The 16,680-nt window shown below is 72.9% G+C and carries 16 protein-coding genes; 15 read left to right on the top strand and 1 reads right to left on the bottom strand.

All coding sequences use genetic code 11. The features are described 5' to 3' along the window. Positions 1-424: 424 nt before the first annotated feature. The 4 genes from ACFYYT_RS32190 to ACFYYT_RS32205 all read left to right on the top strand — a co-directional run bounded on the left by ACFYYT_RS32190 (position 425) and on the right by ACFYYT_RS32205 (position 3,897). Entirely contained in the window at positions 425-1,246 is an 822-nt protein-coding gene (locus ACFYYT_RS32190; RefSeq protein WP_351822762.1) for an AfsR/SARP family transcriptional regulator, read from the top strand. A 316-nt stretch (positions 1,247-1,562) separates the two neighbouring features. Then, the gene (locus ACFYYT_RS32195) at positions 1,563-2,384 is read left to right on the top strand and encodes an AfsR/SARP family transcriptional regulator (protein WP_351822640.1); all 822 of its coding nucleotides are present in this window, start codon (positions 1,563-1,565) and stop codon (positions 2,382-2,384) included. 172 nt (positions 2,385-2,556) lie between these two features. Further along, positions 2,557-2,823 (top strand): phosphopantetheine-binding protein, encoded by a 267-nt coding sequence (locus tag ACFYYT_RS32200; RefSeq protein ID WP_351822643.1) that lies wholly within the window; start codon positions 2,557-2,559, stop codon positions 2,821-2,823. A 108-nt stretch (positions 2,824-2,931) separates the two neighbouring features. Continuing rightward, positions 2,932-3,897, top strand: a complete 966-nt coding sequence (locus tag ACFYYT_RS32205) for an SRPBCC family protein (protein WP_351822646.1) — start codon at positions 2,932-2,934, stop codon at positions 3,895-3,897. 177 nt (positions 3,898-4,074) lie between these two features. Here the strand turns inward: ACFYYT_RS32205 and ACFYYT_RS32210 are convergent, their stop codons facing one another. Further along, positions 4,075-4,692: a ScbR family autoregulator-binding transcription factor gene (locus tag ACFYYT_RS32210; RefSeq protein ID WP_351822649.1), complete on the bottom strand. Its 618-nt coding sequence runs from the start codon at positions 4,690-4,692 to the stop codon at positions 4,075-4,077. A 227-nt stretch (positions 4,693-4,919) separates the two neighbouring features. On the opposite strand from ACFYYT_RS32210, the gene ACFYYT_RS32215 reads away from it, so the two are divergent. The 11 genes from ACFYYT_RS32215 to ACFYYT_RS32265 all read left to right on the top strand — a co-directional run bounded on the left by ACFYYT_RS32215 (position 4,920) and on the right by ACFYYT_RS32265 (position 16,584). Further along, complete coding sequence (locus tag ACFYYT_RS32215; protein ID WP_351822652.1) at positions 4,920-5,690, top strand: response regulator transcription factor; 771 nt, start codon at positions 4,920-4,922, stop codon at positions 5,688-5,690. Between the two features lie 55 nt (positions 5,691-5,745). After that, positions 5,746-6,624 (top strand): hypothetical protein, encoded by an 879-nt coding sequence (locus tag ACFYYT_RS32220; RefSeq protein WP_351822655.1) that lies wholly within the window; start codon positions 5,746-5,748, stop codon positions 6,622-6,624. Positions 6,625-6,858: 234 nt separating this feature from the next. After that, entirely contained in the window at positions 6,859-8,340 is a 1,482-nt protein-coding gene (locus ACFYYT_RS32225) for an FAD-dependent monooxygenase (protein ID WP_351822658.1), read from the top strand. Positions 8,341-8,442: 102 nt separating this feature from the next. Further along, complete coding sequence (locus tag ACFYYT_RS32230; RefSeq protein ID WP_351822661.1) at positions 8,443-9,090, top strand: TetR/AcrR family transcriptional regulator C-terminal domain-containing protein; 648 nt, start codon at positions 8,443-8,445, stop codon at positions 9,088-9,090. 43 nt (positions 9,091-9,133) lie between these two features. Further along, positions 9,134-9,466, top strand: a complete 333-nt coding sequence (locus ACFYYT_RS32235; RefSeq protein WP_351822664.1) for a TcmI family type II polyketide cyclase — start codon at positions 9,134-9,136, stop codon at positions 9,464-9,466. Positions 9,467-9,503: 37 nt separating this feature from the next. Continuing rightward, positions 9,504-10,772 carry a beta-ketoacyl-[acyl-carrier-protein] synthase family protein gene (locus tag ACFYYT_RS32240; RefSeq protein WP_351822667.1) on the top strand — a complete coding sequence of 423 codons (1,269 nt, stop codon included), beginning with the start codon at positions 9,504-9,506 and terminating at the stop codon, positions 10,770-10,772. After that, positions 10,769-11,986 carry a ketosynthase chain-length factor gene (locus ACFYYT_RS32245; RefSeq protein ID WP_351822670.1) on the top strand — a complete coding sequence of 406 codons (1,218 nt, stop codon included), beginning with the start codon at positions 10,769-10,771 and terminating at the stop codon, positions 11,984-11,986. Before ACFYYT_RS32240 ends, ACFYYT_RS32245 begins: the two co-directional genes overlap by 4 nt. A 40-nt stretch (positions 11,987-12,026) precedes the next feature. Beyond that, positions 12,027-12,296 carry an acyl carrier protein gene (locus ACFYYT_RS32250; RefSeq protein ID WP_351822673.1) on the top strand — a complete coding sequence of 90 codons (270 nt, stop codon included), beginning with the start codon at positions 12,027-12,029 and terminating at the stop codon, positions 12,294-12,296. A gap of 88 nt (positions 12,297-12,384) precedes the next feature. Beyond that, positions 12,385-13,170, top strand: a complete 786-nt coding sequence (locus tag ACFYYT_RS32255; protein WP_351822675.1) for an SDR family NAD(P)-dependent oxidoreductase — start codon at positions 12,385-12,387, stop codon at positions 13,168-13,170. A gap of 124 nt (positions 13,171-13,294) precedes the next feature. Then, on the top strand, positions 13,295-14,257 hold the full coding sequence (locus ACFYYT_RS32260; RefSeq protein WP_351822678.1) for an aromatase/cyclase: 963 nt from the start codon (positions 13,295-13,297) through the stop codon (positions 14,255-14,257). A gap of 2 nt (positions 14,258-14,259) precedes the next feature. Then, entirely contained in the window at positions 14,260-16,584 is a 2,325-nt protein-coding gene (locus ACFYYT_RS32265) for an SDR family oxidoreductase (protein ID WP_351822681.1), read from the top strand. Positions 16,585-16,680: the final 96 nt, after the last annotated feature.

Below are 16,680 nucleotides of genomic sequence, written 5' to 3' on the forward strand. Positions count from 1 at the left end.
GGCGGTGCTCCGCTCAATCCCGAGTGCGAATACCGGTGAGCAAACCGCTAAAGCGGTTTGTATTGATCGACTTCACCCCGCGTTCAGGGCTCCCAGCGGTTTGTGACGGCCTGCCGGGCGCCCTCCGTGAGGAGGGTGCGGAAGGGGCCGAGCCGACCAGATGGTCTGTTCTCGGCCGTCTTCTGTCTTCAAGATGACCTCTCCAGGCCAGTTCTTGGAGCTCTCCGGGGCCTCTGGAGGGGGTCGAATGGCCTGGTGGAGGGCGGGAAACGCCAGGTCGGAGCCATCTCCAGCGGATCGGCGGGGCTGGCCGGGGGCGAAAAACGGTACAGCCGGTTTGGTATTGACAAACCGGCTCGGCTGTTTTTTGCTCATTCCAGCGAAAGTCGAGAGCTCATCCATGGACGAAGCAGGGGAGTACGGCGTGGACATCGATGTACTGGGCGCACTGGCCGTACGGGAGAACGGGGTCTCCATCACGCCGACCGCGGCCAAGCCCCGTCAGGTGCTGGCCCTGCTCGCGCTCCATGCGGACCAGGTGGTCCCCGTCGCCGCGCTGATCGAGGAGCTGTGGGGGGAGAAGCCGCCGCGCAGTGCCCGGACGACGCTCCAGACCTACGTGCTCCAGCTGCGCGGGCTGATCGCCGCCGCGCTGGAGGGCGGCGACGGGACGCGGACCCCCAAGGACGTGCTCGTCACGCTGCCCGGCGGTTACATGCTCAGCAGCGCCGGCGGGACCAGTGACGTCCGCGAATTCGACCGGCTGGCCGGAATGGGCTACCGGGCCATGGACGCGGGCGACTTCCCGGGGGCCGCTCGGCTGCTGCGCGAGGCGCTCGCGCTCTGGTCCGGGCCGGCCTTCGCCGACGTGGACGGCGGCGTCCAGCTGGACATGGAGACGCGGCGGCTGGAGGAGACCCGGCTGTGCGCGCTCGACCAGCGCATCGAGGCCGACCTGCGGCTCGGCCGGCACCGCGAGCTGCTCGCGGAGCTGACCGTACTGGCCAGCCGCTACCGCATCCACGAGAACCTGCACGGACAGTTCATGCTCGCCCTGCACCGCTCCGGCCGCCGCGGCGAGGCCCTCAGCGTCTACCAGCGGCTGCGCGCCACGCTCGTGCGCGAGCTCGGCATCGAGCCGTCCTCCGCCCTGCGCAGCCTGCAGCGCTCCATCCTGATGAGCGGTCCCGAGAACCCGGCGGAATCCCCGGAGACCGCGCGGAAGCGGCTGGCCCGGGTGGGCTGACCGTACGGTCCTCCGAACGTTCAGCAAAAGATCATTCGCGGATCATTTCCGGAACCTTCCGTAAATCCGCGGAAACATATTTCGCACCCGGTAAGCGGAACACTGAAGAAGGATCTGATCTGCGGGTTGAACAGGGGTTCTGGCATCCAATCGGAAGCCTGAGTTTCGAATCCCCCGGCCGTTCGCCTGTTTCGGAGGTCTGCTCGACGTCGGCTAGAGAACGCGGTGACGGCGCCCGGCGCTGGCTTACCGTCATCGGGTCGAATACGGAAAACCGAGAGTATCTCGACGAAATACGGAGGGGAGACGGGAGACCGTGGAGATTCAGGTTCTGGGTCCGTTGAGCGCGGAGGTCAACGGGGCATCGATCGTTCCTACGGCGGGCAAACCGCGTCAGATCCTGGCGCTCCTCGCGCTCTACCCGGGCCGGGTGATGCCCGTACCGACCCTGATGGAGGAGATCTGGGGGACCAAGCTCCCGGAGAGCGCCCTCACCACCCTCCAGACGTACATCCTCCAGCTGCGCCGCAGACTCGGCACCGCGATGGGGCCGGGCGCCCCGGGTACGGCCAAGGACGTGCTCGCGACCCGGCACGGCGGGTACCTGCTCCAGATCCCGCAGGAGTCCGTGGACGTCCACGCGTACGAGGCCCTCGTGGCCGGCGGCCAGGCCGCCTTCGACCATGGCGACGACGAGCGCGCGGCGCTGCTGCTGCGCCGGGCCCTCGACCTGTGGCAGGGGCCGGCGCTGGTGGACGTCAAGGTCGGGCCGATCCTGGAGATCGAGGTGCTGCGGCTGGCGGAGAGCCGGCTGGTGACCACCGAGCGGCGCATCGACGTCGACCTGCGGCTGGGGCGGCACACCGAACTCCTCGCCGAGCTGACCGAGCTGATGGCCAGGAACCCGCAGCACGAGGGCCTGCACTCGCAGGCGATGGTCGCGCTGTACCGGTCGGGGCGGCAGGCGACCGCGCTCGACGTGTACCGCAGGCTCCGGGGCCGGCTGATCGGCGAACTGGGCGTCGAACCCTCGCAGCAGCTCCAGCGGCTGCACCAGGCGATGCTCCGGGTGGACCCGGCGCTCGACGTGGTCGCGGGCCCGCGCCGCAGTTCGACCTTCGACCTCTACGCGGCCTGAGGGACGGCGCCCGGGCCGGGCGCCAGGGCCCCGGGCGTCAGGGTCCCGGGCGGGCGCAGGACGGCTCCAGCGCGGCTGGCTTCCCGCGTGAGCGGCTCTCCAGCGGGCCCGGTCAGGCTCTTCGCGACCCGGTGTGCGTCGCCGCCCCGGCGGACGAGGAGAGAGGGAAGCCATGGACCGGCTGGAGCTCACCGACCTGACCCGCATCCTGCGGGTGTGGGGCGGCGAGGAGGAGTGCGTCGAACTGACGGAGGAAGTCCAGGACCTGTACTGGATGGAACTCGGCTACGACTCTCTCTCCGTCCTGCAGACCATCGGCTCCATCGAGCGCAAGTACGACATCCTCCTGGACGGCGACCTCCTCGAACTCGCCGACACCCCCAGGCTCTTCCTGCGGCTCGTCAACGGGGTTCTGGACAGCCGGGCCGCCGTCGTGTGACCTCGCGGCGGCCCCCGGAACGGGCCGCGTGCGCGATTCGAGCGACATTCCAAGGGGGCTCCGGCGGATACGGACAGACTCTGCGTCAAGCGTTGAGAGAGGTGTCTGATGTCTGTCGAGCGAGTACACCGGATGTCACACGCGGTCGACGCGGCCGCGCCCGCCGGAGTCCTGTACGCCCTGGTGGCCGACACCACGCCGTGGCCGCTGTTCCTGCCGGACACCGTGCACGTGGAGAGACTGGACTTCGACGGGGCCACGGACCGGTACTCCCAGTGGGCGGCCGTGGACGGGAGCCTCGGGCCGCAGCTGTGGCGGCGGACCCTGGACGCGCACCACCGGCGCATCGGCTTCCGCCGGGAGCGGCCCGCGGAGCCCGTCACCACGGCCGCTGGTGCCTGGACCGTGGAGGAGCTGGCCCCCGGCTGGTCGCGGCTGACCCTGGAGCAGGACATCACCGTCGCCGGGAACCGCAGCGCCGACGCCGAGCGGGTGCTGGAGTCCGCGCGCGCCGGTGCGAAGGCCGTGCTCGGCCGCTTCGGCGCGTTCGCCGAGCGCTGGCAGCGCCTCGACTCCCTGCGGGTGACCTTCGAGGAGTCCGTACGCGTCCAGGGGCCGGCCGAGCCGGTCCACGAGTTCCTCTACCGGGTCGGTTCCTGGCCCGGGCGGGTCGCGCACGTGGTGGGCGCCGACGTCACCGAGGAGCGTCCGGGCGTGCAGCGCGCCGGCCTGGTCAACCTCGCCGACGACGGCTCCGCGTACACCACGGAGGCGCTGCGGGTGTGTTTCCCGGCGGCCGGGCGGATCGTCTTCAAGACCACCAGGCCGCACCCCCTGCTGACCGCGCACGCCGGGGAGTGGTCCGTGGAGCCGGACGCCACGGGGGTCACCGTGGTGTGCCGGCACGACGCGCTGCTGGACGAACGCGCGGTGGAGCGGGTGATGGGCCCCGGTACGGACCTCGCGCGGGCGCGCCGGTACGTGCGGGAGGTGCTCGGCCGCGAGAGCCGGGCCACGCTGGAGCCCGCGCAGCAGTACGCGCGCGAGGCGGTCAGGAGCCTGCGGCCGGTGTGAGCCGGGCCGGTGCGAGCGGGCCGGGATGAGCGGGGCCGGGCGGGCGCGAGGGCGGCCGCGGTGGCGGCCGCCCCGGTCACCGTACGGAGCGATGGTTCAGGGCCCGTGGTCCGCCCTCCGGGTACGGGGGCGGGGCACGGGCCGTTCGGCGTGCCCGGCTCCGGGCCGGCGGCCGCCTCAGCCGCCGCGTCCGGCGCCCTCCAGTGCGCGCAGGGTGGCCGGGACCGCCAGGCAGGGCATGACGACCCGCCAGAACCCGGCCACGGTGCGGGGTGCGAGCCACTGCGGGTCGTCGCGGCCGAGCACCTCGAAGCCGAGCGTGGCGGCGACCACGGTCGTCGTCACGCTCTGGCGGTTGAGGCCGGGCAGCAGCGTGCCCTCCTCCTGCGCCTCCGCCAGCAGCATCTGGACGTAGAGGTGCCACTCCCTGGGCAGGGCGTAGGAAGACGGATAGGTCGGCTCACGGCCGAGCTGGAAGCCGGCGCGTGCCACGACGTCGGCGAGGAGCAGTCCGGCCAGGGCCTGGGAGCTGTCGGCGAGGGCCTGGAGGGCGGAGGTGCGCCGCTCGTAGACCTCCCGCGCGGCCGCGCGCAGGGCGCGTGCGCCCGCGGCCTCGACGGCCGCCGCGACGGCGGCCTTGTTCTCGAAGTGGAAGTGGAGCGCGCCCGGGCTGACGCCGGCTCCGACGCTGATCATGTTCAGCGTCGCCTCTCGGTATCCGCGCCGCCCGAACACCGTCGCGGCTGACTCGATCAGCGCGCGGCGGGTCCGGACGGCACGTTCTTGTTTGATCACGCATAGCTCCTGTATCAGTTTCCTTCCATTATTAAACCGTCCCGTTGGTATTGGAACGGTGCCCGGGTGGACCGCCGTGGCCTGTTTTACGGCGATTCTTGTGCCTCGCTGGCCGATTTGGCCCAGTTTTCGCGAACCTTGCTGAGTTTTGGGACCTTTGACAAACCGACGAAGCGGTTTGTATCTTCGTTGACGTTGACCCAACCGAGCTTGAGGGAGGGGGGCAGATGAACCAGCGGACCCTTGCCGTGCTGGAACCTCACACGGCCACCGCGGTGGCCGGCGCCGGGTTCCCGCCGGCCGAAGGCCTGAGAACACCGCACCACACGCCGGCCCAGTCCGCGCTGTGGCGCATCCTCATCGTGGAGAGCAACTCGGCCGACGCCGAGACGCTGGCGCGCGGTCTGCGCCGGCACGGGCACGAGGTCGACATCGTGGGCACCGGCAGCGAGGCGCTGCGCGCCTACGCCGACGCCGACCTGGTCCTCCTCGACCTGGAACTGCCCGACCTGGACGGGCTGGAGGTCTGCCGGGGCATCCGCGCGGCCCACGAGATCCCCGTGATCGCGGTCACCGCCCGGGGCAGCGAACTCGACCGGGTCCTCGGGCTGCAGGCGGGCGCGGACGACTACCTGGCCAAGCCCTACGGTTTCCGCGAGCTGATGGCGCGCATGGAGGCGGTCATGCGGCGCTCGCGGCCGACCCGGCCCGTCGCCGCCACCATCACGCGCGGGGCGCTGCGGATCGACTCCGGGACGCGCGAGGTGACCCTGGACGGCGTGCCCGTCGAGACCACCCGCAAGGAGTTCGACATGCTCTACCTCCTCGCGTCCCATCCCGACACCGTCATACCGCGCAAGATGCTGATGCAGCAGGTGTGGGGCGACTCCTGGTCCCGCCGGACCGTGGACACCCACGTCAGCACCTTGCGCAACAAGATCGGCGCCGGCTGGATCATCACGATCCGCGGCGTCGGATTCCGCTTCGGCCAGGGCTGAGCCCGGCCCGCGGGGGTCACGCAGGACACCGGCACCGAGCCGAGGGGGGAACGACATGACGGTGAGCGCGCTGTGCCACGGCGAGGGCTGCCGGGGCGGGAACGCGGGCGGACGTCCGCGGCGCCGTACGGCCGGGGGCGGCAGGCTGTGCCGGCCGTGCCGGGAGCACCTCGAAGCGGGCCTCGCCGAACTGGCGCACCTCTACGAGGAGTGCGGGCGCGTGCTCGGCGGCGCCTCCCCGGGCAGCCTGCGCGAACGCACCACCGGCGGCGCGCTGTCCGGGCTGCCCTTCAACGGGGCCGCGGCCGACGTCCGGGCCCGGATCGTCTCGGTACTCGGCTCCTGGAGCGGCCTGGTCGCGCAGCAGCGCGGGTTCGCACCGCCGCCGCGCACCGTCGCCGGCCTCACCGCCTTCCTGCTGCGCAACGCCGACTGGCTCGCCGCGCACCCGGCCGTCGGCGAGGCCAGCGAGGAGATCGCCCGGCTCGTCAGGGCCGGGCGCCGCGCGGCCTTTCCCGACCCCGCACGCACCATCCGCCTCGGCGGCTGCCCCGAGCCCGGCTGCCCCGGCGCCCTCGCCCTGCCCGTGCGCGCCGGGACGCGGGCCGCCGGGACGTCCGCTGCCGGGGCGCCGGCCGGGCCGGCGATCGTCTGCGACGCCGACCCGCGCCACCGCTGGACCAGCGAACAGTGGAGCCGGCTGAGCGAGGCGATGGACTCCGGCCGGACGCCCGGCGCCGCGGCCCCCGCACCGGCCACCGAACGCTGGCTGACCGCCGCCGACATCGCGCAGCTGTGGCACACGCCGACGGGCACCGTCTACCGGCTGGCGAGCGAGCAGCGGTGGCGCCGGCAGGGCCGCGCGGGCCGCACGTACTACCACGAGGGCGACGTCCGCGCCTGCTTCGAGCGCCGGGCCGCGGCCCGCACCTGACGGCCCCGCGCCGCACCGCCCCACCCAAGGTCACGCACTCCGTCCGGCAGCGCCGGGCGGAGTGCTCTGACGTGCCCTTGACACTTCCTTGGCCGTTCCCCGACGCAGCGGACCGGCCCTTGTGGAACCTGACCGAGTCCTGAATCCAGCACCATTGAACGGCCGCTCGCGTCCGAAGAACCTTGTAGTCAAGATCCGGTGCACTGTCTCCGGAGGCGAATTCAAGGAGACGTGATGGACGCCCCAGTGATCGTCGTCGGCGCGGGTCCCGCGGGCATGATGCTCGCGGGCGAACTCCGGCTCGCGGGAGTCCGCGTCATCGTCCTGGAGCGCCTGGAGCGCCGGACGGGCGAATCGCGCGGCCTCGGCTTCACCACGCGCACGCTGGAGACCTTCGACCAGCGCGGCATCCTGGAACGCTTCGGGGAGATCGAGCGCAGCACCCTGGGCCACTTCGGCGGCCTGCCCCTGGACTTCGGCATCCTCGACGGGGCCTGCCAGGCGGCCAAGACCGTGCCGCAGTCCGTCACCGAGGCGCACCTGGAGGACTGGGCCACCGGCCTGGGCGCCGACATCCGGCGCGGGCACGAGGTGCTCTCCGTGCACGACGACGGCGAGGGCGTCGACGTCGAGGTGCGCGGCCCCGGCGGCCCGCACACCCTGCGCACCGCCTGGCTGGTGGGCTGCGACGGCGGCCGCAGCACCGTGCGCAAGGCGGCCGGCTTCGACTTCCCCGGCTCGGCGGCCACCATGGAGATGTACCTCGCCGACATCAAGGGCATCGAGCTCAAGCCCCGCATGATCGGCGAGACCCTGCCCGGCGGCATGGTGATGGTGGGTCCGCTGCCCGGCGGCACCACCCGCATCGTGGTCTGCGAACGCGGCACCCCGCCGCGGCGGCGCGAGAGCCCGCCGGCCTTCGCGGAGGTCGCCGCCGCCTGGCAGCGGCTGACCGGCGAGGACATCTCGGCCGCCGAGCCGGTGTGGGTGAGCGCCTTCGGGGACGCCGCCCGGCAGGCCACCGAGTACCGGCGCGGCCGGGTGCTGCTGGCCGGGGACGCCGCCCACATCCACCTGCCGGCCGGCGGGCAGGGCATGAACACCGGCATCCAGGACGCGGTCAACCTCGGCTGGAAGCTGGCCTCCGTGGTGCGCGGCCGGACCCCGCTCGCCCTGCTCGACACCTACCACGGCGAACGGCACCCGGTCGGCCGGCGGCTGCTGATGAACACCCGGGCCCAGGGCCTGCTGTTCCTCAGCGGCGCGGAGGTCCAGCCGCTGCGCGACGCGCTGCGCGAGCTCATGGCGTACGAGGACGTGGCCCGCCACCTCGCCGCCATGGTGACCGGACTGGAGATCACCTACGACGTCGGCAAGGGCGGCCACCCGCTGCTCGGCCGCCGCATGCCGCACCTGGAGCTGGACGGCCCGGCCGGCCGCACCTCCAGCACCGAACTGCTGCGCCCCGCCCGCGGGGTGCTGCTGGACCTGGCGGACAACCCCCGGCTGCGCCAGCGCGCGGCCGCCTGGTCCGAGCGGGTCGACCTGGTGACGGCCCGGCCCCGGGAGACGGCCGCGGGCGGGGCCCCCGCCCCGTACGGACCGCCCGACACCACCGCCCTGCTGATCCGGCCCGACGGCTACGTGGCCTGGGCCGCGCCGGGCAGCCACCACGACCTGCCGATGGCGCTGGAGCGCTGGTTCGGCGCCCCCTGACGACCCCGTACGGCCCGCACGCCCCGTACCGCTGGACGGTCGGCACCACCGACGGCCGCCGCAGTGGCGGCCGGACGAGCACGTCACGAGGAGGAACCATCCATGGCAACGCCCACCGCAACGATCGAGCGCTCCGCCGCCGGACCGGCCGGCGAACGGCGGGAGATCGTCCGGGCCGCCCGCAGTGTCCTGGCCCGCGAGGGCTGGACGCGTTCCACGCCCGAGGCGACGGCCGCGGAGGCGGGTGTGTTGCCGGCCGCCGTGGCGCGGCACTTCCCCGACCAGGAGCAGCTGCTGCTGAGCGTGCTGCTGGACAGCTCGGCGTCGGTCGCGGCGGCCCTCGCGTCCGTCGCCGAGACGCACCTGGCGGAGATCACCGACCTGGAGCAGGACCTCATCGCCCTCGGCCGGGCCTGGCTGGCCCCGCTGGAGGCCTTCCGCGAGCACTTCGCGATCGTCCGGCACATCAGCGCCGAGGTGACCCGGCTGCCGGCCGAGGCCGTGGAGAAGTGGCAGGCCACCGGGCCGCGCCAGGCCCGCCGCGAACTCGCGCACCGGCTGCGCGGCCTCGCCGCCCGCGGGCTGCTGCACATCCCCGACGCGGACCAGGCGGCGGAACGTTTCATCCTGCTGGTCCCCTCCGGCGTCGTCCAGCGTTCCTTCCTCGGCGCCCTGCCGCTGCCCCGGGCCGAGGCGGACGCGCTGATCGCCGACGGAGTGGCGGACTTCATCCGCCTCTACCACCCCTGACCCCACCGCCCCTGACGCACCGACACCAGGAAAGAGACGTCGCATGCAGCACAGCAACCTGATCGTGGCCCGGATGAACGACATGTCGAGGGACCAAGTCGCCACGCTGTTCGCCGAGTTCGACAAGACCGACATGCCGGAGCGGATGGGGACCCTGCGCCGACGCCTGTTCATGTACAAGGGCCTGTACTTCCACCTCCAGGACTTCGCCGACGACGACGGCGGCAAGCGCATCCAGGAGTCCCGCAACGACCCGCGCTTCATGAAGATCAGCCACGACCTGCTGCCCTTCATCCAGCCGTACGACCCCGCCACCTGGCGCACCCCGGCCGACGCCATGGCCACCCGCTTCTACGACTGGTCGGCGTCGCAATGACGCCCGACCGGACCGATACGAGGGGAGGGCCGCGCCGGTGGCTCGCCGGGTAGTGATCACGGGGGTCGGAGTGCTGGCGCCGGGCGGCATCGGGACCCGCGAGTTCTGGAGCCTGCTGAGTTCGGGACGTACGGCGACGCGCGAGATCACCCACTTCGACGCCGCCGGCTTCCGCTCCCGGGTGGCCGCCGAGGCCGACTTCCTCCCCGAACTGCACGGACTGACCTCCCAGGAGGTCCGCCGCATGGACCGCGCCGCCCAGTTCGGCGTGGTCGCCGCCCACGAGGCCGTCGCCGACAGCGGCCTGGATCTGGCCGGGGCCGACCCCTACCGCACGGGGGTCAGCATCGGCACCGCCGTGGGCGCCATCGCCGGCCTGGACAAGGCCTACCGCGTGGCGAGCCACGACGGCGGGCTCGCCCTCGTCGACCACATGTACGCGCCGGGCCCGCTCTACGACCAGTTCGTGCCGAGCTCCTTCGCCGCCGAGGTGGCCTGGGCCGTCGGCGCGCAGGGCCCGTCCACCGTGGTCTCCACCGGATGCACCGCGGGGATCGACGCGGTCGCGCACGCCGTCGACCTGATCCGCGAGGGCAGCGCCGACGTCATGGTCGCCGGAGCCACCGACGCCCCGATCACCCCGCTGACCCTGGCGTGCTTCGACGCGATCAAGGCGACGACCGCCCTCAACGACGAACCGGAGACGGCCTCCCGGCCCTTCGACGCCTCCCGCAAGGGCTTCGTCCTCGGCGAGGGCGCCGCGGTGTTCGTCCTGGAGGAACTGTCGGCCGCCCGCCGCCGCGGCGCGCACGTCTACGCGGAGGTGGCCGGCTACGGATCGCGCTCCAGCGCCTTCCACATGACGGGGCTGCGTCCCGACGGCCGTGAGCTGGCCGAGGCCATCACGGTGGCGCTGGACGAGGCCCGGCTGAACCCCGCCGACATCGACTACGTCAACGCGCACGGTTCGGGGACCCGGCAGAACGACCGCCACGAGACGGCGGCCTACAAGCTGGCCCTCGGCGCGCACGCCTACACCACGCCCGTGAGCTCGGTGAAGTCGATGATCGGGCACTCGCTGGGATCCGTCGGCTCCATGGAGATCGCCGCGTCCCTCCTCGCGATGGAGCACCACCTGGTGCCGCCCACCGCGAACCTGCGCACTCCCGACCCCGAGTGCGACCTCGACTACGTCCCGCTCGTCGCGCGGGAACACCGCACCGATGCCGTCCTGACCGTCGGCAGCGGGTTCGGCGGGTTCCACAGCGCGATGGTGCTGGCCCGGCCCGACAGGAGGACCGCATGAGCGCGAGGACCCTGGTCACCGGCATCGGTGTGGCGGCCCCCAGCGGGCTCGGTGTGGAGGACTACTGGGCGGCGACCCGCGTCGGCAAGAACGCCATCGGGCCCGTCACCCGCTTCGACGCCTCCTCCTACCCCTCGCGCCTGGCGGGGGAGATCCACGGCTTCGACGCCGGGGAGCACCTGCCGGGCCGGCTCGTCCCGCAGACCGACCGGGTGACCCAGCTCGCCCTCGTCGCCGCCGACTGCGCCTTCGCCGACGCGGGCGTGGCCCCGGGCGAGATCGACCCGTACGACATGGGCGTGGTCACCGCGGCCGGTTCGGGGGGCTTCGAGTTCGGCGAGAACGAACTGCGCAAGCTCTGGAGCCTGGGCGCCAACCACGTCAGCGCGTACCAGTCCTTCGCCTGGTTCTACGCCGTCAACAGCGGGCAGATCTCGATCCGCAACGGGCTGCGCGGTCCCACCGGCGTCGTCATCAGCGACCAGGCGGGCGGCCTCGACGCCCTCGCCCACGCCCGCCGCCAGCTGCGCAGGGGCAGCCGGCTGATCGCCACCGGGGGCTTCGACGCCTCGATCTGCTCGCTGGGCTGGGCCTCGCACCTGCACGGCGGCCTGATGTCCACGAGCGACGAGCCCGAGCGCGCCTACCTGCCCTTCGACGAGGCCGCCGCCGGCTACGTACCGGGCGAGGGCGGGGCGCTGCTGATCCTGGAGCACGAGGACAGCGCCCGGGCCCGCGGGGCGCGCACCGTCTACGCCGAGTTCGCCGGCTACGGCTCCACGCTCGACCCCAAGCCCGGCAGCGGCCGCGAACCGGGGCTGCGCCGGGCCATCGAGACGGCGCTCGCGGACGCCGACTGCCACCCGGCCGAGGTCGACGTGGTCTTCGCGGACGCGGCGGCCACCCCGCGCCTGGACCGGGAGGAGGCCGAGGCGATCACCGCCGTCTTCGGACCGTACGGGGTGCCGGTCACCGCCCCCAAGACGATGACCGGACGGATCAACTCGGGCGCCGCCCCGATCGACGTGGTCGCGGCGGTCCTCGCCATGCGGGAGGGCCTGATCCCGCCGACCACCAACGTGGAGCTGTCCCCCGCGTACGACCTCGACCTGGTGACCCTGCGCCCGCGCACCGCCTCCGTGCGCACCGCGCTCGTCCTCGCCCGCGGCCACGGCGGCTTCAACTCCGCGGTCGTGGTCCGCTCCCTGGACTGACGTCCGACCGACCCACCCCGTACCGATGAAGGGACCCATTTTGTCCAAGCACGAGTTCACCTTCGACGACCTCAAGCGCATCCTCCTGGAGGGTGCCGGGGCCGACGAGGACGTCGACCTCGACGGCGACATCCTCGACAGCGAGTTCGAGATGCTGGGCTACGAGTCGCTCGCGCTGCTGGAGACCGGCGGCCGCATCGAGCGCGAGTTCGGCATCACGCTCGACGACGACGTCTTCACCGACAACCCGACCCCCCGTCTGCTGGTCACGGCCGTCAACGCGAGCCTGCGCTCCCTCGTCGACGCCTAGTCCGGGCCCCTTCGGCGGCGGGCGCCGCTCCGGCGCGGCGTCCGCCGCCCCCACACCGTTCACCTTTCTGGTTTTGGAGAAGAGACACATGTCGGATCAGGGCAAGCGGGTCGCCGTCGTCACCGGCGCCACCAGTGGCATCGGGCTGGCCGTGGCGCGGCTGCTCGCCGCACAGGACCACCGGGTCTTCATCGGCGCCCGTAACGCCGAGAACGTCGCCGCGACCGTCAAGCAGCTCCAGGACGAGGGCTTCGAGGTCGACGGGGCGGAGGTCGACGTCCGCTCGACCGACGAGGTGCGGGCCTGGATCACGGCCGCGGTGGACCGGTTCGACACCGTGGACGTGGTCGTGAACAACGCCGGGCGCTCGGGCGGCGGCGTCACCGCCGACATCGACGACGAGCTGTGGCACGACGTCATCGACACCAACCTCAACAGCGTCTTCCGCGTCACGCGCGAGGCGCTGACCACCGGCGGCCTGCGGGCCAAGGACCGCGGCCGGATCATCAACATCGCCTCCACGGCCGGCAAGCAGGGCGTGGTGCTGGGCGCCCCCTACTCCGCCTCCAAGCACGGCGTGGTCGGCTTCACCAAGGCGCTCGGCAACGAGCTGGCCCCGACCGGCATCACCGTGAACGCGGTGTGCCCCGGCTACGTCGAGACGCCGATGGCGCAGCGGGTGCGGCAGGGCTACGCGGCCGCCTACGGCGCCACCGAGGACGCGATCCTGGAGAAGTTCCAGGCGAAGATCCCGCTCGGCCGGTACTCGACGCCGGAGGAAGTCGCCGGTCTGGTGGGCTACCTGGCCTCGGACACCGCCGCCTCGATCACCTCGCAGGCGCTGAACGTCTGCGGCGGCCTCGGCAACTTCTGACCGGCCGCGGGCCGCCCGTCCGCAGGCCGTCCGCAGGCCGCCGGTCCGCCGGCCGCCGTCCACCGCCCGCCCGCCCGCGGTCCGCCGACGCGAACCGTCCCTCCGATTCCGAGGAGTCACCAGCATGACGCAGCCCGGCCTGCGCGAGGTGGAGCACGAGATCACGATCTCGGCCCCGGCCACCGCCGTCTACCGTCTGATCGCCGAGGTCGGGAACTGGCCCCGGATCTTCCCCCCGACGATCTACGTCGACCAGATACCGGAGGGTCCCGGCGAGGAGCGGATCCGGATATGGGCGACCGCGAACGGCGAGGCGAAGAGCTGGACCTCGCGCCGCACCCTGGACGCCGCGGCCCTGACGATCACCTTCCGCCAGGAGGTCCCCGCGCCCCCGGTCGCCGCGATGGGCGGCACCTGGATCATCGAGGAACTCGCCGCGGACGCCTCGCGGGTACGGCTGCTCCACGACTACCGGGCCATCGACGACGACCCGGCGTCCCTGGAATGGATCGACCGGGCCGTGGACCGCAACTCGCGCTCCGAACTCGCCGCGCTGAAGACGAACGTCGAGGCGGCGCACGCGGCGGAAGACCTGACGTTCTCCTTCGAGGACACCGTGCAGATCGACGGCTCCGCGAAGGACGTCTACGACTTCGTCAACGAGGCCGGCCGCTGGCCCGAGCGGCTCCCGCACGTGGCGACCGTACGCCTGAGCGAGGACACCCCCGGGCTCCAGGAGCTGGAGATGGACACCCGGGCCAAGGACGGCTCGGTGCACACCACCAAGTCGTACCGGGTGACCTTCCCGCACCACAAGATCGCGTACAAGCAGACCACCCTGCCGGCGCTGATGACCCTGCACACCGGCTACTGGACGTTCACCGAGAACGAGGACGGCGTCGCGGCCTCCTCGCAGCACACGGTCACCGTCAACCCCGCGAACATCGCCCGGATCCTCGGGGACGGGGCCACGGTCGAGGACGCCAAGCGGTACGTCCACACCGCGCTCAGCACCAACAGCACCGCCACCCTCAACCACGCCAAAGCGCATGCCGAAGGCATCGCACGGGCCGAGAACAAGGACTGATCATGTCTGGGGACTACACCGAAACCGAGGTGATCGTGGTCGGCGCGGGGCCCGTCGGTCTGCTGCTCGCCGGGGAACTGCGGCTGGCGGGCGCAGACGTGGTGGTCCTCGACAAACTCACCGCGCCGACCACCGAATCACGCGCCTCCACCCTGCACTCGCGCACCATGGAGATCCTCGACACCCGCGGCCTGCTCGACGGCCTGGGCGACATCCCGAACGACCCGGCCGGTCACTTCGGCGGGATCCCCTTCGGCCTGACCCTGCCCGGCCCCTACCCCGGCCAGTGGAAGGTCGCGCAGACCCGCCTGGAGGAAGTGCTCGGTCAGTGGGCCGCCGATCTGGGCGCCGACGTACGGCGCGGCCACGAGGTGACCGCGCTGACCGCGACCGCCGAGTCCGTCACCGTCGAGGCGCGCGGCCCGGACGGCACGCCCACCTCCCTGCGGGCCGCCTACGTCGTCGGCTGCGACGGCGAACACAGCGCCGTCCGCACGCTCGGCGGCTTCGACTTCCCCGGCACCGACTCCGAACGCGAACTGCTGCGCGCCGACGTCGCCGGCCTGGACATCCCGGCCCGCCGCTTCGAGCGGCTGGAGGGCGGACTGGCCGTCGCGGCCCGCCGGCCCGACGGGGTCACCCGGGTGATGGTGCACGAGTTCGGATCCCGGCCCCGGCGCGGAGCGCCCTCCTTCGAGGAGGTCGCCGACACCTGGAAGCGCATCACGGGCGAGGACATCGGAGGCGGGACCCCGCTGTGGGTGAACTCCTTCGGGGATGCCTCCCGGCAGGCCGGGCACTACCGCCGCGGCCGCCTCCTGCTCGCCGGCGACGCGGCGCACCAGCAGATGCCGATCGGCGGCCAGGCCCTCAACCTCGGGCTCCAGGACGCCTTCAACCTCGGCTGGAAGCTGGCCGCCGTCATCGCCGGGCGCGGCGGCGAGGAACTCCTCGACAGCTACCACGAGGAGCGCCACCCCGTCGGCCAGGCCGTGCAGAGCAACATCAGGACCCAGGCCCTGCTGCTGCTCGGCGGCCCCGAGGTCGACGCGGTGCGGGAGGTGTTCGCCGAACTCACCGGCCACGAGGACGTACGCGCCCACCTGGCCGGGATGATCTCCGGCCTCGACGTGCGCTACGCGCCCTCGGCGGACGACCCCGCCCCGCTGGGCCTGCGCCTGCCGCGCGCCGACGCCGTCGGCGAGGACGGCGGGACCACCACCTCCGAACTGCTGCGCACGGGCCGGGGCCTGCTGCTCCTGGCACCGGGCGACGAGGCCCGCCGGGAGGAACTGCGCGCCGCCGCGCTGCCCTGGAGCGACCGGGTGCGGGTGGCGACGGCCGCGGAAACGGCGGACGGGACCGGCGGGCCGGGCGGGGCGGCCGTACTGGTGCGCCCGGACGGCCACGTCGTCTGGGCGGACGGGGTCTCGGCCGAGGGCCCGGCCGCGGCACTGGAACGGTGGTTCGGGCCGGCGTCCGCCCGTACCCCGCGGCCGGCCGCCGTACGCGAGCCTGCGGTGGTGTCTGCGGTGGTGCCCGCCGCACGGGAGCGCAGGAGCGGCACGGAGCGCCTCGCGGGCCGGACCGCGCTGGTCACCGGGTCGAGCCGGGGCATGGGACGGGCGGCGGCGATCAGGCTGGCGGAGGAGGGCGCGCTCGTCGCGGTCCACTACACCAGCGACGAGGCGGCCGCCCGCGACGTCGTCGCCTCCGTCGAGCGCGACGGCGGCCGCGCCTTCGCCGTACGCGCCGAACTGGGCGTACCGGGGGACGTGGACGCCCTGTTCGGCGCCCTGGAGGCGGACCTCCTCGACCGCACCGGCAGCACCGACCTGCACATCCTGGTCAACAACGCCGGGGTGATGGGCGGGGTCGGCCCCGACGACATCACGCCGGAGCAGTTCGACCGGATCTTCGCGGTCAACGCGAAGGCGCCGTTCTTCCTGATCCAGCGGGCGCTGCGGAACATGCCCGACGGCGGCCGGATCGTCAACATCTCCTCCGGCCTCACCCGGTTCGCGAACCCCGACGAGATCGCGTACGCGATGAGCAAGGGGGCGCTCGAACAGCTCGCCCTGCACTTCGCGAAGGCGCTGGGCCCCCGGGGCATCACCATCAACTCGGTGGCGCCCGGCATCACGCGCAACGGCAGCCCCGTCTTCGACATCCCCGAGGCGGTGGAGCAGATGGCCTCGCTGTCCGCCTTCAACCGGGTGGGCGAACCGGAGGACGTGGCCGACGTGGTGGCGTTCCTCGCCACCGACGAGGCCCGCTGGATCACCGGCTCCTTCGTCGACGCCACGGGCGGCACGCTGCTCGGCTGAACCGGCCGCCCGCACCGGGACGCGTCCGCACCGGGACGCGCCCGTACCGCGACGCGTCCGCACCCAGACCCGCCGGCGCAACCCGCGCCGCGCCGG

Origin of the sequence: Streptomyces sp. NPDC002032, assembly GCF_042890765.1 — a bacterium.
Classification (GTDB): domain Bacteria; phylum Actinomycetota; class Actinomycetes; order Streptomycetales; family Streptomycetaceae; genus Streptomyces.